At 43.0% G+C, this 24521-nt stretch carries 26 protein-coding genes and 1 tRNA gene; 9 read left to right on the top strand and 18 right to left on the bottom strand.

The window, feature by feature from the left end; all coding sequences use genetic code 11:
* Position 1 precedes the first annotated feature (1 nt).
* Positions 2-2008 carry a tetratricopeptide repeat protein gene (locus tag MNR06_RS11455; RefSeq protein ID WP_243536148.1) on the top strand — a complete coding sequence of 669 codons (2007 nt, stop codon included), beginning with the start codon at positions 2-4 and terminating at the stop codon, positions 2006-2008.
* 49 nt (positions 2009-2057) lie between these two features.
* Here the strand turns inward: MNR06_RS11455 and MNR06_RS11450 are convergent, their stop codons facing one another.
* On the bottom strand, positions 2058-4085 hold the full coding sequence (locus tag MNR06_RS11450; protein ID WP_243536146.1) for a hypothetical protein: 2028 nt from the start codon (positions 4083-4085) through the stop codon (positions 2058-2060).
* 261 nt (positions 4086-4346) lie between these two features.
* On the opposite strand from MNR06_RS11450, the gene MNR06_RS11445 reads away from it, so the two are divergent.
* The 5 genes from MNR06_RS11445 (at position 4347) to groL (ending at position 7821) form a co-directional block, all read left to right on the top strand.
* Positions 4347-4799, top strand: coding sequence for a hypothetical protein (locus tag MNR06_RS11445; RefSeq protein WP_243536144.1), 453 nt, complete (start codon positions 4347-4349; stop codon positions 4797-4799).
* A gap of 60 nt (positions 4800-4859) precedes the next feature.
* Positions 4860-4935, top strand: a tRNA-Asn gene (locus tag MNR06_RS11440).
* Positions 4936-5179: 244 nt separating this feature from the next.
* A complete protein-coding gene (locus MNR06_RS11435; RefSeq protein WP_243536142.1) occupies positions 5180-5686 on the top strand; it encodes a hypothetical protein in 507 nt (168 codons plus the stop codon).
* A gap of 143 nt (positions 5687-5829) precedes the next feature.
* Complete coding sequence (gene groES / locus MNR06_RS11430) at positions 5830-6132, top strand: co-chaperone GroES (RefSeq protein ID WP_243536141.1); 303 nt, start codon at positions 5830-5832, stop codon at positions 6130-6132.
* A gap of 45 nt (positions 6133-6177) precedes the next feature.
* Positions 6178-7821 (top strand): chaperonin GroEL, encoded by a 1644-nt coding sequence (gene groL / locus MNR06_RS11425; RefSeq protein WP_243536139.1) that lies wholly within the window; start codon positions 6178-6180, stop codon positions 7819-7821.
* 67 nt (positions 7822-7888) lie between these two features.
* Here groL and MNR06_RS11420 read toward each other — a convergent pair whose 3' ends face one another.
* Positions 7889-9478, bottom strand: a complete 1590-nt coding sequence (locus tag MNR06_RS11420) for a hypothetical protein (RefSeq protein WP_243536137.1) — start codon at positions 9476-9478, stop codon at positions 7889-7891.
* A gap of 77 nt (positions 9479-9555) precedes the next feature.
* Here MNR06_RS11420 and MNR06_RS11415 point away from each other — a divergent pair, with 77 nt between their 5' ends.
* Genes MNR06_RS11415 through MNR06_RS11405 form a run of 3 tightly spaced genes read left to right on the top strand, consistent with a single transcriptional unit; the run spans position 9556 to position 11406 of the window.
* The gene (locus MNR06_RS11415; protein WP_243536135.1) at positions 9556-10722 is read left to right on the top strand and encodes a hypothetical protein; all 1167 of its coding nucleotides are present in this window, start codon (positions 9556-9558) and stop codon (positions 10720-10722) included.
* 44 nt (positions 10723-10766) lie between these two features.
* Positions 10767-11159 (top strand): response regulator, encoded by a 393-nt coding sequence (locus MNR06_RS11410; protein ID WP_243536133.1) that lies wholly within the window; start codon positions 10767-10769, stop codon positions 11157-11159.
* Positions 11146-11406 (top strand): hypothetical protein, encoded by a 261-nt coding sequence (locus MNR06_RS11405; protein WP_243536131.1) that lies wholly within the window; start codon positions 11146-11148, stop codon positions 11404-11406. The genes MNR06_RS11410 and MNR06_RS11405 overlap by 14 nt, the downstream gene beginning before the upstream one ends.
* 71 nt (positions 11407-11477) lie before the next feature.
* Here the strand turns inward: MNR06_RS11405 and MNR06_RS11400 are convergent, their stop codons facing one another.
* The 16 genes from MNR06_RS11400 to MNR06_RS11325 all read right to left on the bottom strand — a co-directional run bounded on the left by MNR06_RS11400 (position 11478) and on the right by MNR06_RS11325 (position 24483).
* Positions 11478-11669 (bottom strand): hypothetical protein, encoded by a 192-nt coding sequence (locus MNR06_RS11400; RefSeq protein ID WP_243536129.1) that lies wholly within the window; start codon positions 11667-11669, stop codon positions 11478-11480.
* 211 nt (positions 11670-11880) lie between these two features.
* Positions 11881-12171, bottom strand: coding sequence for a hit locus (locus MNR06_RS11395; RefSeq protein WP_243536127.1), 291 nt, complete (start codon positions 12169-12171; stop codon positions 11881-11883).
* A gap of 14 nt (positions 12172-12185) precedes the next feature.
* On the bottom strand, positions 12186-13838 hold the full coding sequence (locus MNR06_RS11390; RefSeq protein ID WP_243536125.1) for a DUF6531 domain-containing protein: 1653 nt from the start codon (positions 13836-13838) through the stop codon (positions 12186-12188).
* A 66-nt stretch (positions 13839-13904) separates the two neighbouring features.
* Positions 13905-14780: a type II secretion system F family protein gene (locus tag MNR06_RS11385; protein ID WP_243536123.1), complete on the bottom strand. Its 876-nt coding sequence runs from the start codon at positions 14778-14780 to the stop codon at positions 13905-13907.
* A 3-nt stretch (positions 14781-14783) separates the two neighbouring features.
* A complete protein-coding gene (locus MNR06_RS11380; RefSeq protein WP_243536121.1) occupies positions 14784-17006 on the bottom strand; it encodes an ATPase, T2SS/T4P/T4SS family in 2223 nt (740 codons plus the stop codon).
* 65 nt (positions 17007-17071) lie between these two features.
* A complete protein-coding gene (locus tag MNR06_RS11375; protein WP_243536119.1) occupies positions 17072-18598 on the bottom strand; it encodes a BON domain-containing protein in 1527 nt (508 codons plus the stop codon).
* 62 nt (positions 18599-18660) lie between these two features.
* On the bottom strand, positions 18661-19569 hold the full coding sequence (gene cpaB / locus MNR06_RS11370) for a Flp pilus assembly protein CpaB (RefSeq protein WP_243536117.1): 909 nt from the start codon (positions 19567-19569) through the stop codon (positions 18661-18663).
* A 16-nt stretch (positions 19570-19585) separates the two neighbouring features.
* Complete coding sequence (locus tag MNR06_RS11365; RefSeq protein WP_243536115.1) at positions 19586-20077, bottom strand: hypothetical protein; 492 nt, start codon at positions 20075-20077, stop codon at positions 19586-19588.
* A complete protein-coding gene (locus MNR06_RS11360; protein WP_243536113.1) occupies positions 20071-20715 on the bottom strand; it encodes a hypothetical protein in 645 nt (214 codons plus the stop codon). The genes MNR06_RS11365 and MNR06_RS11360 overlap by 7 nt, the downstream gene beginning before the upstream one ends.
* Positions 20716-20721: 6 nt before the next feature.
* A complete protein-coding gene (locus tag MNR06_RS11355) occupies positions 20722-20982 on the bottom strand; it encodes a hypothetical protein (protein ID WP_243536111.1) in 261 nt (86 codons plus the stop codon).
* The gene (locus tag MNR06_RS11350) at positions 20979-21173 is read right to left on the bottom strand and encodes a hypothetical protein (RefSeq protein WP_243536110.1); all 195 of its coding nucleotides are present in this window, start codon (positions 21171-21173) and stop codon (positions 20979-20981) included. The genes MNR06_RS11355 and MNR06_RS11350 overlap by 4 nt, the downstream gene beginning before the upstream one ends.
* A 26-nt stretch (positions 21174-21199) precedes the next feature.
* A complete protein-coding gene (locus tag MNR06_RS11345) occupies positions 21200-21388 on the bottom strand; it encodes a Flp1 family type IVb pilin (RefSeq protein WP_243536109.1) in 189 nt (62 codons plus the stop codon).
* A 279-nt stretch (positions 21389-21667) separates the two neighbouring features.
* Positions 21668-22186 carry a hypoxanthine phosphoribosyltransferase gene (gene hpt / locus MNR06_RS11340; RefSeq protein WP_243536107.1) on the bottom strand — a complete coding sequence of 173 codons (519 nt, stop codon included), beginning with the start codon at positions 22184-22186 and terminating at the stop codon, positions 21668-21670.
* Between the two features lie 13 nt (positions 22187-22199).
* Positions 22200-22922, bottom strand: coding sequence for a tetratricopeptide repeat protein (locus MNR06_RS11335; protein WP_243536106.1), 723 nt, complete (start codon positions 22920-22922; stop codon positions 22200-22202).
* A complete protein-coding gene (locus MNR06_RS11330; protein ID WP_243536103.1) occupies positions 22923-23663 on the bottom strand; it encodes an outer membrane protein assembly factor BamD in 741 nt (246 codons plus the stop codon). It lies immediately after the preceding gene.
* Positions 23664-23697: 34 nt separating this feature from the next.
* Positions 23698-24483 carry a tetratricopeptide repeat protein gene (locus MNR06_RS11325; protein WP_243536101.1) on the bottom strand — a complete coding sequence of 262 codons (786 nt, stop codon included), beginning with the start codon at positions 24481-24483 and terminating at the stop codon, positions 23698-23700.
* Between the last annotated feature and the right edge of the window lie 38 nt (positions 24484-24521).

Here is a 24521-nt window from a genome sequence, read left to right as displayed (position 1 = left end):
TATGAAAGCAGCTTTGATTTTTCTTCTGAGTTTCCTTTTGGCCGTGCCGTCTTTTGCGATTGATACAAAGATTGCCCAGTCTCAAGTAATTGTCGTTCACTTGCATGATGCAAACGCCACGGGTGATGTGCAGACGGTTCGGGTTCGCGATGTCGATTCAAATAAAATAGCGCAAATTTCACTTCATCCTAATAAAGCCAATCCAAAAATTTGGAGCGGCTTTTTCGTTATTAGCTTTTTTAAGGGTGATACAGCGGCAAGAACTTTAGAGTTCTTTGGTGTTGGTAAAAATCCTTATTACACTTACGTTTCAGGCACAGACACGATTCAAAGGGTAAACCTTTTTGAAAACTCTGATTTAATGGCGGCCTTTATTACCAGAGACGTTGAGGCTAAAGCAAAAGCTGCAGCTAAAGCGGCACCAGTAGCGGCAGATAAGAAAAAGGCCGAAGTTTTTTCTCAAGAAAAAATGGTGCAAATTCAAAAACAAGTTCGCGAACAAGTTCGTGTTCAAGAGCAAGTGCAAGTCAGCTTAGAAGAACAGCAAGCGAAAAAAAGAGCTGAGCTTTTAGAGCAACAACAAAAACTTAGCCAAGCTGAAAAGAAAAGAAAACAAGATGAAGCGGCGGCCTTAGTTAAAAAGGCGGATGCCCAATATGTAAAACAAAACTATGCAGCTGCAGAAAAGCTTTATTCAGAGGCTATTGAGTTAGATCCAGAAAACGAATCTTACTTTTACCGTTATGGGGTTAGCTTATATAAGACTGAAAACTATAATAAGTCCTTAGTGACTTTAAATATGGCGGAAGTTGATACCGATAAGCTGCTTGAAAAAGACTATTACATCGCTTTGAACCAGTTAAAGCTTAAAGACTATGATAAAGCTTTAAAGGCGCTCGTTGAAGTTCGTGACGAAAATGATCCTAACTTCAGTCCAACGGCTGCTTATTTCGCTGGTACTATTGAATATCAACAGCAGAAATTCCCAGAAGCTCGCAAGAGTATGGAATATGTTTTAGATAATTCCAAAGATCCACAAATGGATAAGGCTGCTGAAGACATGCTAGATCAAATTGATCGCATGGAAAATTTCTTGGCAAGCAAAAAGGAACGTTTCAGATTCACCTTTTTTGCCGGACCTGTTTACGACGAAAATATTCTGAATGTCGCTTTAAATAATGGACAAACAGATGTGCAAGCTTTCCGCGCCAACTTCGGTGCAAGTGCATTGGGTTATATCTATAAAGGCTTGAATTCAGATTTAGCAGCTCAGCTAGCGGTATCTGACTACTATAGTACTAATACGCGCTTTCAAGGGGACGCCACCTTGCAAACAGCAGACCCTTTAGAATTAGCTTTGACCTTACCGTATCACTTAGAGATCGTCGGTAAAAGCAGATCCTACAACCTTGATGTCTTGCCTTCCTATAGAACCATTTATATGAGCCCTACCGGCGGCACGCGCGCAGAGATCTTGCGAACAACCGGGGTGACGACCACATTGGCGGCACCGGTTAAAAGAGACCTGTATTTGTCAGGAAAGCTTGAGTATTCAATTGATACATCGCTAGCAGATATATCTTCTGACGATGATGATCAAAGCGGTAACAAATATGGATTAACTATTACGCCGACAAAGTTGTTAGACCTTAAAGGCGAAAAATCCATTTCAACAGATATCAGCTACATCATGAATCAAGCAAATGGTAAGAATTTTCGCTATCAACGAATGGGTTTGGGTGTGAGCTATAGTTACCCAACGTTCTGGAAGTCGACAGGCACTCTGCGTGGGGATTATGCGAATCAAAGTTACGGGGAGGCTGATACGGCCCGTACCGATAGCACAATGACTTTCACGTATTCTTTAAATAAAGATCTTACGAAAAAATGGAATATGGGCGCTACAGCTCAATACACTATAGCAAATTCCGAAGTTGAACTTTATAAGTACAACAAGGCGATGCTAAGTGCTCTTTTCACATATACTCATAGCATTCTAAGCAAATAAAAAAAGCCACTGAATATGGTGGCTTTTTTTATTTTTTCAGTCGTCAGTTTTAGTTATTAACTGTGACTGGGATGGATGGTGACGTTGTTCCGCTTGAATTCACCTGCACATTTACATTCAAAGGCCCACCGCTTTGGTTATCTACTTTAAAGTAAACTTGTATTGTAGCTGGGCCTGAACTTGGCCAGTAAAGGTAACTTTGTGGGTAACTGCTGCAGGACGGGTCGTTGTAGAATCCGCCTAGTGAAGGGCCCGGAATGCCGGTTACATTGGGATACACGCTCATGCCCATGCCTTGCGCCACAGAGCCAGAAGCATTTTTCATTGTAAGTGTCACTGGCACACACTGATTATTACTTAATGTCCCTGGCAGCATCGGAGTAAGTTCAATCATCGAAGGGCCATCTATGATCACCGGGTAACTTACCGAAGTAAGGCCCGCCGCTGAAACGATGATGTTATGGGTTCCCCAGGCTGTAAAGCGAGAGAAGAATGCACCCTTATAATTGCCTGCCGGAATGCTTACTGAAGAGATAGCACCAGTGCCGTATCCGCAATCTCCTGTATTGTTGTAATAACTAATGCCGCTATTGTTAGTGCTTAAATTTACCGTCATCGCACTTGGGAGTACGATTGGAGTGTGAAATTCGTTAACAACTAACACTTCGTGTGCCATATTTGAGCAGTAATTGAGGCTGCCCATCTTATTGTTTCCGCGAATCTCGAGATATTTCGCGATGTTAGTTCCTTGTCCTTTATGAATATATTTATAACCATCATCATAAGCACCACCTTCAGCGAGTAGCTGAATCGGCTCTTGGTCATCTGACATCGGCTTAACTTTCACGTAAATAGTTTTTCGAATCGTAGAATTAGGCATTAGCACGGACGTAATAGGGGATGTATTTGACTGACATGTCGCAAGAGTAGAATAGATTTTTTTGTTAACACCATAACCTATATTAATATTTTCATCTGAATACTTATACACAGATCCATTATCCATTTTTTTAATAACTAGATCAAAAGGATAGCAGTTATCTGGTAATACACTCCAAGGACCTTCAAGATCCATAGTAGTTGCATTTTTATCATAGATTAGAAAGTGTCCCGCCCCAAATACAGTCACACCATTCGGAGCAGAAGTAACTGCTGCACTTATAACTGCGGTTGTTGGATCATAAGGAGTTTTGAAAACAACTTGCTTGCGATCTTGGAACGCTGGAATCGTAATTGAAGATTGAGGGCTAGAGCTTGCCTGACATTCTTCCCAACTATTATAAATAGGCTGACTTGAACCATTGATTTCAATGGTAGGTGCTACTGTGATGGCTACAGGGAAGGTCGAGTGACGACCGTAACTATCTTTAAGTGCTAGATCAAAAGATTGGCAAGAGTCTGTCGTGAATGAATTGTACGGGAACCACTCTTTTGTAATATGCAATTGCGTAGGAGCAGAAGTGCCGGGGCCCGTTGGACCATCACTATGTCCATCATCTGGGAAGTCAGGACCATCGCAAGTATCGAAACGATTTGATTCGCTAAATGAAACTTTAATTGGAAGATCCTTAGTCTCGCCTGGTTTTAACTCTAAAGCGCCGACTTCACCTACTAGATAAGGTGAAGACATCACGTCATGTTCAGGGAATGAATTCACTTTAAAGTCTTTACATGCACCTGCGGCAGCGTAAAAACCAATGACGTAAATCACGCGGTCTTTTCCGGATGGCACATCAAAAGATAATGCTGAACCAGCAGGCGCGCCACCCACCCACATACCAATTTTTCTTTGCGCAAAAGTTGTATCATTTTTTCTATAGCACACGTTTCTTTGCAGAGCCTCTTCAGGCCCACCAGCCGCGATCATAAAACAGTTGATCGGACGATCGCCTGTGAATCCAGTCGGAACTGGGCGAGTTTCATCACCAGTCGATGCAACTGAAACATCAGTGGCCTTTGATAAGGAAGGCGTTATTGAAGGTAATTGAATCTGCACCTTGGTTTTTTCATCCATTGCTAAACGATCACAACCAAGAAGAGCCGTCACACTGAGTGCTAATAAAATATGATTTTTCATATACTTACTTCTCGGCATAATGGGGCCCATAATAAAAGAAATCGGTAAAAAAAATTTTGAATGTGAATGAGACGCCCGGAAATTTAGACTCATTTTGAGAATTGGGTTCATCAGAATTTGATAAGAACATTGGGTGCTCGTTTTGAAACGCCGTTTTGCATCGCCGATAACGTATTAAATATTTCTAACGATGAAGAACTAAACAAATCGTGCTGCACTTCGCTGGACATTGTTCGGTCCCTTTGATCTTATAGTTGTGCAATGAAAACAGGTTTAATCTTAAAAATCTCGATGTTGGTTTTTGCCTTTGTTGCCGTGCTTTACGGGATCAAGGCGCTGCAATCTCCTCAAACACAAAAGCATGCTGCAGATCCTAATAGCATGATTGGTTTATTGGTTGGCGGGGAATATCGATTGCTTTCTTGGTGCCCGGAAAAAACCGTAAAGGTTGAACTTCTCTCTGAAAATTCAGAAGTCTTAAAAACTTTTTCTTCAGCCCAAGATCTTTCGGCCGCGTGCGAACTTATGGTGGGGAGTTTTAGCCAAGAGCAAAATTATGAACCTAAGTATCGCCCGCTTCTTAAGGCTATTTCAGAATCTGGTGAAACAAAGATTTTAGAAAAAGACGCGGTAAAAGAAATTTTCCGGGTTCAGGGGATGCCTTTTTCATCGCCGGGCCTGGTAAAAGTTTTGAAGAGATTTGAAGCGCCCTAGACTTCTGAAATCTGTTTGACAACAGCCAGGCAAAGCCCTATTTATGGAACCTCACCGAGTTCAGGAGTAGCTCAGTCGGTAGAGCAAGCGGCTGTTAACCGCTGGGTCGGGGGTTCGAGTCCCTCCTCCTGAGCCAACTTTTTTAGTTGTGAAATTTAAGCCCTAGGTAACCCCTGGGGTTTTTTTTATCCCCAGATCGACGCCTGGCGTCGATGCCCTCTGGTTTACGAGCTAGCTGCCAAGCCAATTTTGTCTCAAAGTAACACATTTAGGCCTCCTCAAGGATTCAACTCCTTTATATTGCAAATGGGTCATCTAAGCCCCGGCACGGGCTTTGTAATAACCCCGCGTGGAACAATCGGACGTCTGCTGGAGGATCGATGCGTATCTATAAATTACTCCCTCTATTAGCTTTTTGGAGCGTTACTGTGCTTTCGGTAAATGCCGGAGCTCAGGTGAAAAGCTATCGCGAATGGAAAACGGAACGCGTTCAACAGGCGCAAACCAAAGTTCTAACTTTGAAGGCCCAAATTGATTCTAAGAAAGCGACTAGAACCCTGGCACACGGAACGGACCCTAATTTAAGCCAGAAAACTGCCGTAGAGGCTGTTTCAACCACAGATATGGCTGTAGAAAGATTAGAAAGATTGTTACGTGCAGAACAATATGACCTTGAAGTCGCAAAAGACCTTTCTGTAACCGATTACTTCGTTGGATATCTCACTAAAGTTCAAGATAAGAAATCAGCTTTTAATGAAGTTGCGGGAAAGTTAACGCCCGAAGAAGTAGCGGAGTTAATGACTGCTTATGCCAATTCAGTATTTGGCGCATCAACAGCGGACCTTCCGGCAAGTGCTTCTAATATGGGAAAAGAAGTTACAAAATAGTTCTCTAAATCCGATATTTTTACTCGCCGCACAATAAGATGCGGTGTGATTTCTAAGAACCTTTCAAAAAAATAGCTCGCCCAACCTTGACTTAAAATCCCCCGGCTTCATATTACCCTCGTCATTAATAAACGGAGGCAAATATGGCTAAAACTGAACTTAGCGTTCGTCCACTTCACGATAGAATCCTAGTGCGCAGAATGGCGGAAGAAGAAAAAACCGCTGGCGGACTTTTCATCCCTGATACAGCAAAAGAAAAACCACAAAAAGGCGAAATCGTAGCAACTGGCAAAGGCCGTGTTACTGAAGACGGTAAAATCCTTCCATTGGAAGTTAAAGCTGGCGACAAAGTTCTTTTCAGCAAATACGCGGGAACTGAGTTGAAACTTGAAGGCGCAGAGTACTTAATGATGCGCGAAGAAGACATCTTGGGCGTGTTCCAATAGTCTTTCGATTTTTGAATTTTTTATTTAATTTAAACGGAGAAAAAAATGAGCAAAGTATTAACATTCTCAGAAGACGCTCGCACACACATCCTTAAAGGTGTGAACACTTTAGCGAACGCTGTAAAAGTAACTCTTGGACCTAAAGGTCGTAACGTAGTTATCGACAAATCTTTCGGTTCGCCTCTTATCACTAAAGACGGTGTAACTGTTGCTAAAGAAATCGAACTTGAAAACAAATTCGAAAACATGGGCGCGCAAATGGTTAAAGAAGTTGCTTCTAAAACCAATGACGAAGCCGGTGACGGAACTACAACTGCAACTGTTCTAGCTCAAGCGATCTACCGCGAAGGTGCTAAACTAGTTTCTGCTGGTCATAACCCAATGTCTATCAAACGTGGTATCGACAAAGCTGTTGCTACTATCATTGAAGACCTTAAAGCAATGTCTAAGCCTGTTAAAGGCACTAACGAAGTTGCTCAAGTTGGCGCGATCTCTGCGAACAATGATAAAGAAATCGGTCAAATGTTGGCTGATGCTATGGAAAAAGTAGGCCGTGAAGGCGTTATCACTATCGAAGAATCTAAAACTGCTAAAACTGAAGTTTCTGTAGTTGAAGGTATGCAATTCGACCGTGGTTACCTTTCTCCATACTTCGTAACTAACGCTGAAAGAATGGAAGCAGTTCTTGAAAACGCTTACGTTCTAGTTACTGACAAAAAAATCTCTTCTATGAAAGACATGATCGGCATCCTTGAAGGCGTTGCAAAACAAGGCCGTCAATTGTTGATCATCGCTGAAGACGTTGAAGGTGAAGCACTAGCAACTTTAGTTGTGAACAAACTCCGTGGCACTCTTCACATCTGTGCAGTTAAAGCTCCTGGCTTCGGTGACCGTCGTAAAGCTATGCTTGAAGACATCGCGATCCTAACTGGCGCGAAAGTTATTTCTGAAGATATCGGTCGTAAACTTGAGCAAGCTACTATCGCGGACTTGGGTGTTGCGAAACGTATCGTTGTAGACAAAGACAACACGACTGTTATCGATGGTTCTGGTAAAAAAGAAGACATCAAAGCTCGCGTTTCTGCTATTAAAGCACAAATCGAAGAAACTACTTCTGACTACGACAAAGAAAAACTAAAAGAGCGTCTAGCTAAAATGGCTGGCGGTGTGGCAGTTATCTACGTTGGTGCTCCGTCTGAAGTTGAAATGAAAGAGAAAAAACACCGTGTTGAAGATGCTTTGAATGCAACTCGCGCGGCAGTTGAAGAAGGTATCGTTGCTGGTGGCGGAACTGCACTTCTAAGAGCAGCTTCTAAAATCGACAAAACTAAATACGCTGAAGAAGAAGCTTTCGGTGCGACTATCATTAAACGCGCTTGCGAAGAGCCAATTCGTCAAATCGCTGCGAATGCAGGCCTTGATGGCGCGATCGTTCTTGATCGTATCCTTCAAAACAAATCTGCTTCATGGGGTTTCAACGCTTACTCTGACGAATACACTGACCTAATCAAAGACGGTGTTATCGATCCAGTTAAAGTTGTTCGTTGCGCATTAACTAACGCTGCTTCTGTAGCGTCTTTGATGCTTACTACTGAGACTATGATTGCAGAAGCTCCTAAGAAAGAAGCTGCTGCTGCTCCAGGCGGACACGGAATGCCAGGAATGGGCGGAATGGGAGATATGATGTAATTTGCTCGAAGAGCAATTACATTCGTTCTTTCAACGAGAGCCTGGGGAAACCCGGGCTCTTTGTTTTTTAGAAGAGGTATTGAACTCCGCCTAAGAGGGTTGTCATTTTGTGGCTGGCGCTGCTAGCTGTTCTTTCGCCGGTTCCGCTGAAGCTTGAGTTGTAGTTTTCAATTAGGATTTCGCCGCGGATTTTGAATCTGGTTCTTAGTTTATAGTCGAAGAAGAAGCTGAAAGCGTTAATGCTGCTGCTTGAACTTGAGCCGCTGGTTTTACTTTCAGAGACTGTAGGGTTGTAGAAGAAATCTAACTTACCGCCGATGTCTACCGGAGTTTCTTCGGAAAGTGGTACTTGCCCTGCGACGCTAAATACTAAGCCACTGTAGCTCATGGTTGTGAAGGCTGTTGGGTTGCTATCGTCTACGCTAAATTTTGTGTTTAAATAGCCGCCAGAGATTTGGATTTTTGGACCGAAGAAGTCATTGGTCATTAAGAAGTTATAGCCAAGACCCACGCCGTATTGGCCGATTCCAAGATTTAATGAGCTTGGAGCTGATCCTGTGAGGTCGTTAGAGATAGAGAAAACGGATTGTCTTAGAACTAATCCAACATACCATTCTGGGCTTAGCCACATTTCACCACGAACCATGATATTGGGTGCAAGGGTGTTGCTACCGCTAATGGATTCCGTTGGTAGTGATGCGTTTTGAGTGTAGTTGCCGATCCCTGCAAGTAAATCTATTTTCCCGTATTGCGGGGGCATTGTTGGGAGCCATTCTTGTGGGTCTTCACCGAAGGCTACTTCTTTATCTGGTCTTGTTGAAACATCCTGTAAAACTTTTCCTGATGGGGTTGTAACAGGTACCGAGTATTTAACGAATTCATCCGGCATTACTTTCGAACCTACCGTGATAATGCCTGGATCTTTTTCCATTTCCACGTAACCGAAACTTAAATGCGGTTCTACTTTAAAAAGTTTTACTCTGCCTAAAACTTCTTTTTCGGTGCTGACCATGATCTTTAATTTTGGGTGGCGATTGATTTTGATGATTTGTACAACCGACACGCGACTTTCTGGTTTAAGTCCGTAGTTACTTCCTAAGTTTAATGTCACTTGCTGACCACGACGACTTAGGATTGTTGCCCTGAAAGGCATTCGGGATTTTAGATTTTCAAAAAGTCTTTTTACTTCACCGCGAACTTCGGCGGTTTCAAAACCTTTATATTCACTTAAAGCCTCTTGTAAAAGAGGAAAGCCCTCGCGTCCCACGAACAATGTCATCGTAATCGACATGCCTCGGGGACCGCGGATGATTTTTGTCGCTAGGGCTGCTTCCGATCTTGCTGACTTTAAAATTTTCTGAACATCTTCAGGGCGCTCATCTAAAAGTTCTGGTTTTACTTTTAAATCTGCAGGCATTGGCGATAATGACCACTGCTTGTCTTCATTTAAAAGATTTCTTAATTCTTCTTCAACAGGTTTTGCGTAAATGCCACCCACATTATCAGTCGGGGGAACTAAGACGATGGATTTGATTGCCAGGTCTTGGTCGACAGCACTAACGAAGACATTCTGGGCATTGGTCTGGGCCAAAGCTGGCGGCAATATAGAAATGAAACAGATCCACACGAAGATAAAACACTGAAGAATAGATTTCATAAAATAATTCTGCACTGCCTCTGAAAACAGGTCAATTTGACATCAAGTAATTAAGACCGAGAGCCGAAATTATTTGTATGAAGACTTCATCTGCTATTTTACTTTTGTCACTGCTATCGACCTCGACTTCGTTCGCGCAAACAGGTCTAGAAGGTTTTAGTTCTGGTCGTTATGAGATTCGTAAGTCCTCTTCTAAGCGAATGCCTGCGTCTGAGACTGCACTAGTGACTGACAGTGATGGAGTCAAAGTCAGAACTTTAAAAGAATCTGAACTAGCTGCGGAAGAAAAAGCCCACAAAGAGGCTGCTGCTGCGAAAGAAGAAGCTGCGAAAGCTGCTGAAGCTTCTAAGATTGAAAAAGACAAAACCGTTATCTCTCAAAAAGTTGAAATCACCAAAGTGGAAACAGTTGTGGATAAGTCTACACTAGAGGTCCAGGAACCTTCGATTGGTGAACAAGCAGAAAGCCTTTTTTCAAATAAGGCTGAAAAGATCTATGACTTTTACCGCGAACAAGTTCATCCCGATGACATTCGGAACAATAAAGCTGAATTAGATTTCGCTCCGGTGCTTATTTATAACGATTCCCAGTCGAATTATTCTTTCCGTGATTACAATAGTTTCTTTAATGCTTTAAAGATCAAAGCGGCAGTGTGGTTTACGCCATTAATTGGTGTTAGCGGACAGATGCTTTTTTCTATGGGTGCTGACGTTGATTCTATGGATGCAGATAAATCCCGCGTCCCTGCAAAATATGAATTTACGGATCTAGCTGTTAATTTTAGAAGGTTTTTTGGTGTTTCCCGCAAATCAAACTCTGTGGAATTTTCTGTGATCTTAAGTGAAAACAAGATGACAGTTCCAAGTGACAATACTTCTCGTGCGCGTTTAAAGACATCTGGCGTAGGCATAGGTTTGAAAACACGTTTACCATCTTCCGCGAATTATTCGTGGGTGATGGGGGGGACTTTCTTTCCAAGATTACAACATGATGAAAGTGAAACGGGCGTTGCTATTAATTCAGGAACTGCTGAAGATACAATCCGCTTGGGATTGGATTTCGGTGGAGAATGGAAATTTGATCGTGAAGGTCAGATGACTTGGAACTTAGGCACAACCGTAGAGCGCAACGTCTTTGCTGACACCGCAAGTTTGCCAGACCCAAGTACTGGTTCAACGCCTTCAAATGTCAGCGTGACCAATACGCTGTACATGTTTTCCCTAGGCTATCGTTGGGGCCACTAAAATCCGCTCATCAAAAGTCGTAATAAGTTCTATTCTAAAGCGGTATGAAGATACGTTTTGCTGTTGTTGATGATGCCGCTTTTTTACGTGAACTGCTGAAGAATATAATTACTTCTGCTGGCGGCGTATGTGTCGGTGAAGCGGAAAACGGTGATGAAGCCGTTGCGCTTGTTAACAATACCCTGCCCGATTTAGTTTTATTGGATATGGTGATGCCACTTCGTAATGGTATCGAAACTGCTAAAGCGATCAAAGAACTTCATCCTGAAATAAAAATCATCGGCTGTTCTACTGTGGATCAAGAATCCCTGGTGCAAAAAGCTTATGAAGCAGGTTTTGATGCCTATATCGTTAAGCCATTTACAAAAGATCAAGTTATCTCTGCCATCCACAAGGTCTTACCTCATCTAGGAGAATCAACCCATGGAAGAACTTAAATATATCTTAAAATGCTTTTGTTTCACGGCCCTATTGATCGTGCTAATGCAGGTCAAAGTCGGCGGTACTTCGATGGAAGAGCATTCATTTCGTTGGTTAAGAAGTTCGACGGTTTCAGAATACATTCAAAGTGCCGCAGCAGGTGGGGCCATGGCTTTACGCAGTCTTGGTAAAACACTCAAAGATGGCGTCGAAAATACTGTGAGCGGCTTTCAAGAGGGTGCTCACCAGAAAGCGATTCGATAAAAAAAGAAATGGGAGAGCCACCTCGGGGGTATAGGAGCTCTCCCAGTTTTGGGGGTTGATCTAGTTCAGGATTACTTCACGCCTGATTTCGTGGATTCAGTGCCCGTCGAAGATTTAGATACTCTTTCCTTCACCGGGTTCGTATTTTTAAACATATCGTTTTTTCCTGACGCCAATCTGTGTGCGCATTTTGGATTGGCAAATGTCACCGCAGAAAATGCGATTACAGAAAACATCACTACAGCTTTAATAGACTTTTTCATACATAACTCCTATCACGCCTCTTCCTAAGGAGGACTGTTCGTTAAAGAAAACTACTCAATGGAGTTCCATTGCAGCGGGTGTGCCAGCTTTTCTGTATCAAAATGAGATTACGACAGGGATATAGAGGTCTTCAGATCAAATAAAAAGGGCCTTGGTTCCCCAAAGCCTTTTTAGGTTAGCGTGTGACAAATAATTAGACGGCGGCTGGAACTAGCGAGTTCCCTCTTTCGAAGAGCTTCCGCCACTTGGTGAGGAAGAAGTGCCTGCAGGACGGTAAGTTGTATCGTCGTTGATGCGGCCGTGTTTCATTCTGGCGATACATTCTGGGCAATACCCCGGAGCAGCGACTTCAGCTTCTAATGCGCGAGTCCCTTTAGCTTCGTTAGGATCAGTGCCTGGATTTACAGTTCTTTTTGAGTCATCCTCTTGTGCAAAGGAAGTTACTGACACCACAGAGAAACCAAGAACTAGTGAAATGGATAAAGCTAAAACTTTTTTCATAATCCACCTTTTCCTTATAGATACAACTCTGCAGTAGCAGGGGCAATGATATCTAATAAATTATTGAACGTACTAGCAACTTGCATCGCCACAGATGGTCCTTCTTTACTATCTACCTTATTGATTTCACCATTTGGCTTATAGCTAACTACGATAGTGCCTAAGCCGGGGCGGGTCACGATCGATGGTTTGCCATAACGTTCTTCGTATTCAATCTTAACTACTTTTTTAGCGTGATCCGTGATGGTAGCAATACGACCGCGGTTATCGTACGTCATATTGATTTTTTGGCCATCGCTATTTTGGGCAAATACTAAATTACCTTTACCGTCGTACTTAAATTGAGTGGCTTTGGTAAGAGCCTTCTGACCTTTTTCATTAAAGAAGGTGCTTGAAACAGAGCTTACTTTTTTAAGGGCAGAATCATACTCAAATGCCATACGCACATTAGGTGATGCTTTAATTTTCACTAAACCATCTGGATAGTATTCGTATGTTACGCGGTCAGTATTACGGCGAATAGAAACTGGTTTGCCAAATACAGGATGATAGGAAATGTCAGTCACGTTGCCGTTAACTGAAGTCAAAACACGTTGCAAATAGTACTGACCATCTTTGCGTTGATCGTGCCAAAATTCGTATTTGTTATCTGCAGTCAATTCTTTGCCGCAAGTTTTTTTAACTGTCGACCAGTAGTGGTTTTTCGGGTCGTTTTCAGAGAACTCATATTTATATTGCTCAATACATTTATCGCGGTCAGCAAAAGCCACAACCCAGTCATTCTTTTTATCGTATTTGATAGCTACGAAAGTTTTATCGGGCCAGCCGGCTTTAGTTAAATTGTGAAGCTCGTCGTATTCGTAAGTGTAAGTTTTTAACCAAGCGTTCTTCACGGATGAAAGATCATCAAGGTTGGCGAATTTATAATCAGCCATCAGACCGTTAGGGCCCGTGATAGACTTAACTTTTTTGTTTTGATAGTACTTAAAGTTTAAACGACGACCGTTGTTATCTTGAAGTGTCGCAATAACATCTTTGTCGTAATCAAATTTTAAGTAATTACCATTTTTATCATAGATATGGGTCAATTTTCCTTGCGGGCTAAAGCGTTGAGCACTGCCATCAGGAAGATTGCGTGTGTAGTGGGTTTTGTTAAAAACAAAATGTTCTACTTCACGTCCGTTTGCATAGAACTTCGTCCCTTCGCGCACAGCTACATTAATTCCGTAGCGGGAAGCAAAGTCAGAACGAAGATTGTCATCTTCAAGAAGCTGAGTTTTTAAAGACGTGATGTAAGCTTCAGTCACACCCACTTTCTTTTCAGCTTTCATTTTATTGATAATAGAGTTGATAGTTCCATCAACTTCTTTTCTAGTTACTTCACGCGGTGAAAAGGTGACTTCAAGGCCGCCGCCGCATTCTTTAACTTTAATATTTCCTTCGGCATTCACTTCCATGGAAGTTTCAAAATCAGAACACCAGCCAAATCCGAACATTCCGTTAAATAGCGAACGGCTATTATAAGTGCGCACGATTTTTAAATCGTAGCCACTTCCGGGAACATCCATATCAATCCATGTATTTGAGTAGTTGGCATTTTTCATATCTACAAGCGCATAGGCTTGAGCTGAAAAAAGAAAAGCGAACCCAAGAATTGCCTTCTTCATTAGTGAATACCTCTTCCGTGAAATATCGTAGCAAGCTCTGGTCAAAACCAGAGTAGGCATGACAAACTACACTTTGATGGTAACAAGCTTTTTGATTACTACGCCACCGATTATTTGCAGGCCCAGCATGACGAATAATAACACTAGACCTAGGGTTGTGCTGAACATGGGCTTGATAAAACCCGGATCAATCAGCATAAAGACGCCCATTAAGATAAACGGAATCATGGTGACGATTATCCCTTGCATCATCCCTTGTGCGGTCATGGCTTGAATTTTTTTCTCTACCTTTTGACGCTCACGAATGACTATGACGATGGTCTGGAAAGTTTCAGCTAGGTTACCACCAGTTTCTTTTAGGATATTGATCGACGTTACAAACATCTGCACATCAGGGCGTGGGATGCGTGTTCCCAAATCGTTCAATGCACTTTCAAAACTATCACCGACTTGCATCTGATAAAGAACTTGGGCGAATTCTTGGCTCATAGGATTCCCCATGATTTCAACCACGCGTTTCATTGATTCTTGGGGATTGGAGCCGGCTTTAATACCGTTAGCCATGATTGTAAGACCATCCACCATTTGATCGGTGAACTTGTTGCAGCGTTGTTCGTAAATCATACGCACAGCAAATAGTGGCAACTGCCAACCGGCGATAGTGACTGAGGCACCGATAAAGAAACCCACTAGGACACTTGGCCAAAACGCTAAGAAAACTAAAGCGCCGATACCGAAACTCATTAACAGAATTAAGATCGTGATTTTTCGCTCGTCAACTTCCATGCCCATGACACGCAATAAACGCATAACTTCATCGCGTTGACCTAAGCTGCGTTTATGAAGCCAAGCTATGGCCTTGTCAGCCCAAAGGATGACGACCGTGAAAACACAGATGCCAAATAACGGAATCATGATCCATTCGTTAAATAAAAAACTCACTCATTACCCCGATTTTTTCACTGGAGCGACACCTGGCATTTTCGGCATCGCTGCAGTAATTGGTGGTTTCGCAGCGGCTTGCGCAGCTGCAGGGTTGTTGGTGTTAGGGTCATTAGCAAAAATTTCGCGAGGAATAACCACGCCTTTATCACTGAGTTTCTGGATAAAGCTGGGGATTGTTCCCGTTGCTTGGAAGATCCCTTGGATTTTTCTATTTTTATCGTAACCGGTTTCTTTAAATCTAAAGATCTCTGCTAAAGTAACAACATCACCTTGCATGCCGGCGACTTCCGTGATGCTTAGGATCTTACGACTGCCATCAGATAGGCGCGAGATTTGAACGATTAAGTTCACTGCGCCAGAAATCTGTTCACGAATCGCGCGCACAGGTAATTCCATGCCCGACATCATACAAAGAGTTTCAAGACGGGCAATACACTCACGCGGGCTGTTGGCGTGGGTCGTCGTCATTGAACCATCATGACCCGTGTTCATGGCTTGCAACATGTCTAGGGCAGCACCGTCACGGCACTCACCGACGATGATACGATCAGGACGCATACGTAACGAGTTCTTAATCAAATCACGAATGGTGATGGCGTTAGTGCCTTCCATTGATGCGGGCCTTGTTTCAAGGCGCACGACGTGCTCTTGTTCTAATTGAAGCTCGGCCGCGTCCTCGACAGTGATCACACGCTCATTTGAAGGAATGAACGTTGAAAGCATGTTCAATAAAGATGTTTTACCGGAACCGGTACCACCAGAGATCACCACGTTCAGACCGTTTTCCACGCAGATGCGTAGGAAATCGATCATGTTCTTTGTGACGCTTCCATAGTTAATATATTTTTCAGGCGTTATACCGCCCTTTTTAAATTTACGAATTGTTAGTGCTGGTCCGTCAATCGCTAATGGTTCAATCACCGCATTCACACGGGAGCCATCTTTAAGACGGGCATCCACACACGGAGTCGATTCGTTGATCTGACGTCCTAATGGCGTCACGATACGTTCAATAATACGGCGAAGGTGATCATTGGAAGTAAACGTCACAGGACTTAACTGAACTTTACCACTTTTTTCAATAAAGATTTTCTTATAACCATTCACCATGATCTCTGAAACATCGTTATCAGCTAATAGATCTTCTAATGGTCCCAGTCCTAAAGCTTCTTCTAAAACTTCTTTAATAAGTTTTCCGCGTTCTTCACGGCCTACGTCAGGAGCTTCTTTATCAACAATCAGCGTGATTTCACGTTTTGCTTTTTCGCGGACTTCTTTTTCTTTGCCTTCATCTTGCTTACCATCGATCAAAAGCTTTTTAAGGTCGACCGTACGGATAAGTTCATTATGCACACGGATTTTTAGTAAAGTCCGCGCATCCATACCGCTAGCGTTTGCAGGAAGATTTGTACCAGCACCTCCAGCCTCTGTTGGTGCAACAACCGGCTTTGGTTTTGAAACTGTTTTTAGGCGTTGTAAAATACCGCCCGTTAATTTTCTTGCGATATCATAGTAGGAAGCAGTCACCGGAGCTTTTGGTGCCGCTAACACAAAAGGCGTGTACTTTTGTAAAGCCATCATTGAAGTCGCTTCGTCTTGGGGAATTACACCTAAGAAGGGCAACTGCAACTGATTAGAGATTGTTTGCGGAGATAAACCCGTTGGTGAAGCTTTATTAATAACCAGCTGGAAAAGATCTTTAGGAATTGTCGCTGACAAAAGTTCATTGATCAAACGCTGAGTTTGCGTCACCACCAAAACTTCAGGGCTTGTCACAATCATTATCGCTGTAGCTTCTTGGAGTACTGCCATTTGCGCAGGACCCAAATCAGTTCCTACGTCGACAACGACGTACTTGTAAGCACGACTGAAAAACTCTAAAAGTTTTCCTAATAGATCAGGAGATATATTTAATGACTCTTCCGGTCCACGCACAGCGCCTAGGTATGCAAGGCCCGATTGGTGCATGGTTACTAGCGTGTTCATGGGTTGAGAATTTAAAGAGCCTTGGAAAGTAGTAAGTTCTTTTAAAGTCTTTTGCGGCTTTAAGCCCATGATAACGTTCTGATCGCCGACGCTTTTCGCATCAGCATCAATCAAAAGAACTTGAGAGCGCAGTTCCGACATGATGGTGCAGGCAAAGTTGGCGGCAAATACTGATTTACCTACGCCACCTTTACCACCAACCACGGCAATGAGATTACAATTTGGATTAATAGCCACTGCGGACCTCCGTTTCCCTTATCGGTTGAAAAGGGAGGTCCGTTTACGAGACTAAGGCCTAACTATTAGTCACGTAAACGGAACTTCTTTTTAATTTGCTCAGCGCCTGAGCTTGCAGAAGTTTTCACAATCGGAGTCACGAAGACCACGAACTGGCTTTGTTGTTTTACGAAGTCTTTAGATGCATACAAGCTGATGATCGGATTCTTTTGTCCAGCAGGACGATTGTAACCTGTTGAACTAGAATTTCTGATCAAACCACCGACTGCGGCACTTTGACGGTCACGGACAGTCACTGTGCTAGACATTTGGTTTTTACTTACGATCGGTGCACCCGCTGGAGTGTTACCTAGTAAGCTTGATACTTCAAAGCTCATTTCCATGTGAACGCTTCCTGATTTTTCACCAAGAAGTACTGGCGTGATAGCCGTCACGATACCGACAGAAGCAAACGCAGTACCTTGCGTACCATCTTTACCGATGACTGGGTAAGGTTGGTCGGTTACTTGTTTGATTTCACCTTTTTTACCGTCTTCAACAATCAAGCTGGTGCTTTCAAGGACACGCGCATGACCATGTTGTTTTGCCCAGTTTAGTTTTGGTAACAAGTTCATCACAGTACCAGTGATCGAGCTGACAACACCACCTGGAGAATCACCACCAGTTTGGAAAGTCATTTGCGAGTTATCGCCAAGTTCCGGAGTGAACTGGAATTTAAATGCTTTTGAGTAGTCTTTATTCAATTCAACGTAGTGAACCACTAGCTGGATCATTTTTGCTGGTGGTTTTGGTGCCGCTTCCTTAATTTGAATAAGGTTGATGACACCATCGTTCACGGGACGACGCTTTTTAATTGGACCACCATCTTCGGCAGCATCGATGATGATGTCTGGAAGATAAGTTTTTGCGATGATCTCTGCACGTTTTGCTTCTTCATCACTGTTAGCCCAGCCTTGTAAAATGATTTTATCATTTACCGCGCGAACTTCGATTTCAGGGTTATTGATGTCACGGGCGATAAATTCAGCAATCTTCTTTTGCGCTAGGGGACTTAGCGTAACAAGTGAAGAAGCTTGATTTTCAAATTGTTTAATAACGTTGAAAATACGCGCAAGGTCTTTTGGCAATAGGATCTGACCGTCAACAACAACTTTGTTATTTACGATCTTGATGTTGATACCTTCGATATCGCCAAGAAGTGCACGCATTTCACGAACGACTTTGTCGAGCTTGCTTTTCTTTACGTCAATACGATATTCCGCAACGATTTTACCGTTACGTTTATCGTGGATCGTAAGAGTTGCAAAACCTTCCGACTTAGGAATGAAGCGGATGATATTAAGGTCTTTAGCATAAGAGGCAACGACGATACGACGGAAATCACCTTTGAACTCGATATCCGGCGGTAAAGGTGGAAGCTTTTCGTCTTGCTCAATCCCCGCAGTTAAATTGATAAATTTACGAGAGCGATAAACACCCGTACCTTCATCAGCGGTGGCTTGAGAGGGCTCTGCAACCAGTTCTTCTTGCGCAAAGGCAAGCTGGCCGCAAGAGAGACTAAGCAGCAGTCCAACTAAAAAATATCGTCCCATAAATCCCCCTAAAAATCCCATAAGACCTTTTTCACACCCTGACCCCCGTCAGAGTAGTGCTATTACAGCGTTTGGAAGCCACCGCGTCTTGCGGGCGGAGCTGTCCTTTGTTGTTGTTGCACTGGTGGTGTAAATGCAGGTCTTGGTGGTATAGCAATCGGCGGTGCCACTGGCGCCGCATCGAACGACACAACAGGTTTCCCCATCACCGATTCCGACGTCGAGCTAGGCATGCGCGGCGGAACGGTTCTGTCGCTTGGATTTCTTAAAGCAAAGAATAAGTTTCCAGGAGCAGTTGAAAGAATATAGAAAAGATCCTGGGCTTCTTTCGGCGTCGCTTCAACCGTGATCGTTGTATACTTCGTGTCCCCAGTTAAAGCGATCTGAGTTAAGTTTTTACCCGTAGAATCTAATTCAAACATACGTGGAATGTTGTTCACGACACTTACGCCCGTTGCAAGTACAACAACGTCAGACATCATCGTGAAAACCTCACGACGTTGATTCACACCTTTACCGTTATCAACAGCAGCAAAGATATCCACGCGATCACCCGGACGAATTAATTTCGCAACACCGCGAACTTCATCTACCGGAATCGTCACGGCACGTTTACTAGGAGCCACTTGCAATGCAATCCCTGTATCCGGGCCTGGAGTTAATAAGTTATTCTTTAAAACCATCTGACCTTTACGAATAGGTACAGCTGCCACGTTACCGATGATTTCATCAGGAATCGTAATGGCATCGGGTTGAATAAAGTCAGCAGGAAGCTCTTTAGTTTCAACCATTGTGTCATAGATCGTTTGCATTTCAGCGATATCTTCTTTTGCTACCACCACACGTTTTGTAGAACCGAAACGCTTATCGTATTCAGCTTTCTTTTCTTGGGAATAGCTATAAAGCAAGAAAGTCGCAAAGACGCCTGCTGCGATGGATAGCCATAAATTTCTAGTCTCGTTTGATCCCATAAGGTCCTACTTCTTTCTAGCTTCCACACGTTGATGTTAAGCACAGTCCATAGGTAGTTTTAATCCAGATCGGATTGACTCCGACCGTGGTATTTCTACCATCAGACATGTTACGAATGCCGGAGTGGACATTCTTACTGTTGCCTTCGATGTCAGCGGCTCTTTTATCAAAACTAAAGCGGTCAATGAGTCGGCTGGTGGCAACCCACTTCTGGCCGGTTTCTTTTTCCGCGGTAATACCATGAACACGCATCTGACTTTTTGAATACTCATAGCGTGTTTGGCTTGAATCCAAATTCGAAAAGTAAACTAGGCTTGTTCTGTTTCTGAAAGTTTCAAAAGCATAGTTTCTAGCGGCGATGGAATTTAGAATGCCAGTGTGGATCGCACCAAAGAATCCTAAAGAGAAGTTTAAGAATAATACGATCACCACAATGATCGGAATCATTTCAAAAACGGCCATGCCTTTTTCATTGCTAATGTGGGATTTGCGGCGTTGTTTTAACATCCGTTATCCTCCATCGGCTGATATTTACTTGCGCCCGAAGCGCCTAGAACTTTATAGCGAGAATCTAATTCTAGAATGGCCGTGTAACGTTGGCGAATTTGCAACTCACGACATTCTTTTTGGGTTGGTTCACGAATCAAAAGACCTGTGACCTTGGCGTTGAAGCCCGCATCTGGTTCTTCACTAGTCGCGCCCAGAAATGGAACTTTCATGTTTAGAATACGAGCTTTAAAATTAAAACGGACGCCTACTTGAGGCATACGGTTTTCGGTTGTCTTGTATTCATCATTAAAGCTGCGTCCGCTAGCTCCGCCGCCGCGAACTTCTAGGTCAGTTAATTTAAACCAGCCACCTTCGGCACTATTGAAGATAGGTTTTAAAACTGGATTGTTAATAAGATCATTGAATTTTTCACGCGCCAGCTGTTCTTGTTTTTCACTATCCACATGACCAGCAGCGTGGGCGCGAGCAGAAGAAAAGGCGATGTACTGTGCTACTTCTGCCATGGATAAGGTGAAGTTCAGAGAGAATAAGACAATGCAAAGCCCCGCGCAAAGCACGAGAGAAAAGATAAACTCCGCAGTCAACATACCGCGGTTGTTTTGCAATGGCTTAAGAAAAGCTCTCTGTTTTATCATGCCCCCTCATTCACCATTTGGGTCTACCGTTAAAGAACGGTCTCTTTGATTCGGATGTAAGGCGCGAGCTTTTTCAGGCTCTTCCCAAACTCCCGACTCAATCATTCCAGCAATTGCAGGCCAGGAACCGCCAATAAGCTTGGCGAAGAATTTTCCGTCGCGAAGCTGCTTGGTTCCCCACACAAAAAAGCCAATAGAAACGATCATCAGTAGAACCATCTCGATAACGAACTGACCTTTGTTATTATCAAGTCCAGCGCGTTTCATTGTTCTTTACCGCTCCAACCAATATGGTTGCCATTTTGTGGTTTAAAGCCGTCACCTGTTGCTAATTGCTGTTCAACCCGGGCACCTAAACGAGGTCCCGATTCTCTAAAAGCTTTCGCTGGGGCTACCATGAAAGCTTTTAGCCCAATAAAGAAGACGCAAAATAGCAACAGAACGTATTCTATGGTCATCCAACCTCCAGATTGGAGAAGCCGACCTAGTTTCCGTTAACTTGACCGATCATGCCTTGAAGCTCATCGATCTTTCCGCTTACGGTCTCTTGGATTTTCCCTTTGAACATAATGACCAATGCAACAACCACAACCAGCAATAGGATGTACTCAGTCGCACCTTGACCGGACTGATTCTTCAATAGCTTCTTAGAAAAGTTCGATAACTTCTTCATTAGATTTCCCCCTTAACTTTCGTATCGGCTAATATTGGGATTCTCTTTAGAGGACGCATTACAAAATCAAAGCCAGATGTGGCCCATTCTGAGACAGTAAACGAAGATTAAATCAGCTGATTTTCATGGACCAAGGTAGGGCCCACCAGTTGACGAAGGTCCTAATTGTGTTAGATTGGCGCGTAGAGGGGTTTTCAGCATGCCGAAGCAACTGGTTTTTCTTTACGCGTTTTGTGTCGTTATTTTGTTCTTAGTTAACGTCGCAGTTTCTTAAGCCGCTTAGTTTTTTAAAGTATAGATATCTGGATAATTTCTTCCGATTTCTTCGGAATCCATCCCGTACCCAACTACATAACGGTCATCAATAGTCTTTCCAATGTAGTCTGCCTTGATTGGCAATTCACGGCGGGCTGGTTTATCAAGTAAAGTCACGATTTTCAAAGATGCTGGGGCAGAGGCAAACAAACGGCTTCTTAAGAAGCTTAAAGTTCTGCCTGTATCGATGATCTCTTCTAGGATCAGAACGTGTTTGCCAGCGATATTGACGGAAATGTCTTTAACGATCTTGATCGCTCCGCCTTTTTCAACGGCTTGAACGTGTACGAAATCGATTTGTTGAGGCAGATCCACCTTGCGCATAAGGTCTGCCGCAAAATGGATGGAACCGCGAAGTGGGCAGATGAAAACAACGTCTTTACCGTCGTAATCGTATTCAATTTGCTCAGCCAAATTTTCAATGATTTCTTTGATTTCTTCGTTAGTAAGGAAAGTAACCATTTGATCTTTTAGCTGTGACATCTTGTTGCCTCTGTTACAAATCTATTGAAGTAATTCCTGCTGCTTGAGCCATTTTTAAATAGCGTAGAGCCTCAGGGTGTTGCGGATCACGAATAAGGATATTCTCCCACTGTTCAGTGGCTTCAGCAATATTGTTTGAGTTGTAGTAAATAGCCCCAAGCTTTAGGCGAGCTGGAATCAGGTGCGGATACTCGCGAATAAGACCTTTTAGATCTTTGACAGCTCTTTCGGTTTGACCTAACTGCACGTGAACTTCGGCAATACGCATGGTTACTTCAGCTTTGCGGCTGGAAAGTTTTTGCGCCTTTAATAATTGCTCAAGAGCTTCGTTATAGCGTTTGTATTGGTAATATAAATCAGCCAGTTCTTCGTGCTTAGAAGCAAGTTTTTCGTCAACAAACGGATCTTGTTTTCCAGATTTCTTTTCTAGCTGGGATTGGGCATCTAAGAAAACCTGTTTACCTTCGTCGTATTTACCTAAGTCATTTAAAATAATAGACAATCCAACGCTGGCGTCAGTGTAAGTAGGATCAATTTCTAAAGCGCGACGGAAGGTTTTAATCGCTTTGCTGAACTGCCCTTTGTCGTAAAAAATGGTCGCAAGCATCTGATAAACTTCAGGATTGCGAGTGTTCTGCAATAGCATTTGATTCAAGATAGGTTCAGCCATCTTGTAATTGCCATTGATGAAATAGCCGCGAGCTTCTGAAAGCATGTCATCGTGTAGGGCGTTCATTTACTCGATCTCCTTTTGGGCTGCTTTCAATTCTTTACTGTCGGGGAAGTCTTTTTTTAGTAATTCTTCGTACTTTTTCGCTTTCTCAGTGTTCCCGATTTTTTGGGCACTGATTGCTGCTCGTGAAAGTGCGCGGGCATCAAACCCCAACCTGCCATAATTGTTATAAAGACCTTCATAGCGGCTTAAAGCGGAATCAAAAACCTTGCGGATAAAATAGAAATTCCCGATATAGTCTTCTTTTTCGGCCAACATCTTAATAGCAGCACTGCGCTTTTCTTTAGCTTCAGCCAAGTACTGTGAGTTCGGATATTTCTTAATAAGTTCAGATAGATTTAAGATGGCATCGTTTGCCAAAGTTAAATCTCTGTCAATCGACGAAGGAAGTTGATTGTAGTAACTTAAACCAATTCTGAACTGCACATAATCTGATTGCGGAGCTGTCGGATGAAGTTCTTTAAAAAGTTGATAAGCAACTTGGGCTTCAGCGTAGGATTCTTGTTTGAAGTAAACATCTGCAATTGCTAACTCTGCTTTTGTAGCAAAGTTGCTATAAGGAAATTTGTTTTTTACTTCAGTATAACGGCGAATGGCTTCTTCATAACGCTCGCCCTGATCGAATTCTTCTGCAATTGCAAAAGCTCCTTCAGGGGTGTTGGAGTTTTTTTCGGTCGTTGAGCAGCCCGAAACTAAAAGTCCCATGACTGAAAGGATGATTATGACTCGGAGCGTTTTTAGCATAGAAGTAAATCATATTTTGGTCTAGGACCAGCTGTCAACGCGTCATCATCACAGAGGATTTTTTAATCCACCCCGTAAGGGCTCCAGGGTAAGTGACTTGCACCCAATCGTCTTGAGTTTGGCGTAAAATCACTTCCATTCCGCCAAAAAGTTCAAGAATCGCAACTTGGTTGTCGCCAGGCGCAGTTTGCAGGGAAACTTTTTCATCGATAATGGTTCCGCGCATTATTGTTGCGTCGTAAATTTTTAAGATCGCAAGCGTCGTAAAGACGACGAAGCAGACACTTAAAATTAAACCAATCACAGGAAATGACGGCAAAGAAGCTTCTTCTTCAAGGGCCTTTTTTCGACGCCCTCCATAAGAAAGTAAAACCCAACCCATCGCGAAAAAACTAAGAGCAGAAATGACTAAATACGCAAAAAGTGGAACGGGTTGCAGCAAGTTTGCGCGCACAGTTTCATAGGTTTCGATTTGGTGAGGCACTTCTTTGACCTGAAGCTGGCCTTGAATGAATTTAAGACCGGCCTGCGCAGTAGCTAAATCCGGTTCCGATGCCAAAGCTTTTCGTAAAAGACCGATGGCGAGAGGTTTTTTCCCCAGCTGAAATTCGCTTAATGCAAGGTTAGTAAGAATAGTTGCGTTATTAGGATCTTGGTCTAGCAATTTGGCAAATTCGTCGCGCGCTTTTTCGTAATCTTTTTTCAAATAAAGTTCTGTGGCCTGCTTAAAAGCCTGTTCTGTTGATGGGTTCTGAGACCATGCAAGAGCGGGCAAAATGAAAAATAGAACGAACACAGAGAGAAACTTAAATTTCGACATAGCTTTTTCAGTGTAGCGATAAAAGTGTTTCCGTGTCT

The sequence above is a fragment of the Bdellovibrio reynosensis genome (assembly GCF_022814725.1).
Taxonomy (GTDB): domain Bacteria; phylum Bdellovibrionota; class Bdellovibrionia; order Bdellovibrionales; family Bdellovibrionaceae; genus Bdellovibrio; species Bdellovibrio reynosensis.
This window is presented reverse-complemented; position numbering and strand designations above follow the sequence as displayed.

Coding starts and splice junctions, on each gene's coding strand:
- MNR06_RS11355 (WP_243536111.1), bottom strand. CDS start 20,982: ATGAAACGCGCTGGACTTGATAATAACAAAGGTCAGTTCGTTATCGAG.
- hpt (WP_243536107.1), bottom strand. CDS start 22,186: ATGTCACAGCTAAAAGATCAAATGGTTACTTTCCTTACTAACGAAGAA.
- MNR06_RS11365 (WP_243536115.1), bottom strand. CDS start 20,077: ATGTTAAAACAACGCCGCAAATCCCACATTAGCAATGAAAAAGGCATG.
- MNR06_RS11345 (WP_243536109.1), bottom strand. CDS start 21,388: ATGAAGAAGTTATCGAACTTTTCTAAGAAGCTATTGAAGAATCAGTCC.
- MNR06_RS11410 (WP_243536133.1), top strand. CDS start 10,767: ATGAAGATACGTTTTGCTGTTGTTGATGATGCCGCTTTTTTACGTGAA.
- MNR06_RS11375 (WP_243536119.1), bottom strand. CDS start 18,598: ATGGGACGATATTTTTTAGTTGGACTGCTGCTTAGTCTCTCTTGCGGC.
- MNR06_RS11360 (WP_243536113.1), bottom strand. CDS start 20,715: ATGATAAAACAGAGAGCTTTTCTTAAGCCATTGCAAAACAACCGCGGT.
- cpaB (WP_243536117.1), bottom strand. CDS start 19,569: ATGGGATCAAACGAGACTAGAAATTTATGGCTATCCATCGCAGCAGGC.
- MNR06_RS11450 (WP_243536146.1), bottom strand. CDS start 4,085: ATGAAAAATCATATTTTATTAGCACTCAGTGTGACGGCTCTTCTTGGT.
- MNR06_RS11405 (WP_243536131.1), top strand. CDS start 11,146: ATGGAAGAACTTAAATATATCTTAAAATGCTTTTGTTTCACGGCCCTA.
- MNR06_RS11325 (WP_243536101.1), bottom strand. CDS start 24,483: ATGTCGAAATTTAAGTTTCTCTCTGTGTTCGTTCTATTTTTCATTTTG.
- MNR06_RS11445 (WP_243536144.1), top strand. CDS start 4,347: ATGAAAACAGGTTTAATCTTAAAAATCTCGATGTTGGTTTTTGCCTTT.
- MNR06_RS11435 (WP_243536142.1), top strand. CDS start 5,180: ATGCGTATCTATAAATTACTCCCTCTATTAGCTTTTTGGAGCGTTACT.
- groES (WP_243536141.1), top strand. CDS start 5,830: ATGGCTAAAACTGAACTTAGCGTTCGTCCACTTCACGATAGAATCCTA.
- MNR06_RS11335 (WP_243536106.1), bottom strand. CDS start 22,922: ATGAACGCCCTACACGATGACATGCTTTCAGAAGCTCGCGGCTATTTC.
- MNR06_RS11395 (WP_243536127.1), bottom strand. CDS start 12,171: ATGAAAAAAGTTTTAGCTTTATCCATTTCACTAGTTCTTGGTTTCTCT.
- MNR06_RS11455 (WP_243536148.1), top strand. CDS start 2: ATGAAAGCAGCTTTGATTTTTCTTCTGAGTTTCCTTTTGGCCGTGCCG.
- groL (WP_243536139.1), top strand. CDS start 6,178: ATGAGCAAAGTATTAACATTCTCAGAAGACGCTCGCACACACATCCTT.
- MNR06_RS11400 (WP_243536129.1), bottom strand. CDS start 11,669: ATGAAAAAGTCTATTAAAGCTGTAGTGATGTTTTCTGTAATCGCATTT.
- MNR06_RS11350 (WP_243536110.1), bottom strand. CDS start 21,173: ATGACCATAGAATACGTTCTGTTGCTATTTTGCGTCTTCTTTATTGGG.
- MNR06_RS11390 (WP_243536125.1), bottom strand. CDS start 13,838: ATGAAGAAGGCAATTCTTGGGTTCGCTTTTCTTTTTTCAGCTCAAGCC.
- MNR06_RS11415 (WP_243536135.1), top strand. CDS start 9,556: ATGAAGACTTCATCTGCTATTTTACTTTTGTCACTGCTATCGACCTCG.
- MNR06_RS11330 (WP_243536103.1), bottom strand. CDS start 23,663: ATGCTAAAAACGCTCCGAGTCATAATCATCCTTTCAGTCATGGGACTT.
- MNR06_RS11420 (WP_243536137.1), bottom strand. CDS start 9,478: ATGAAATCTATTCTTCAGTGTTTTATCTTCGTGTGGATCTGTTTCATT.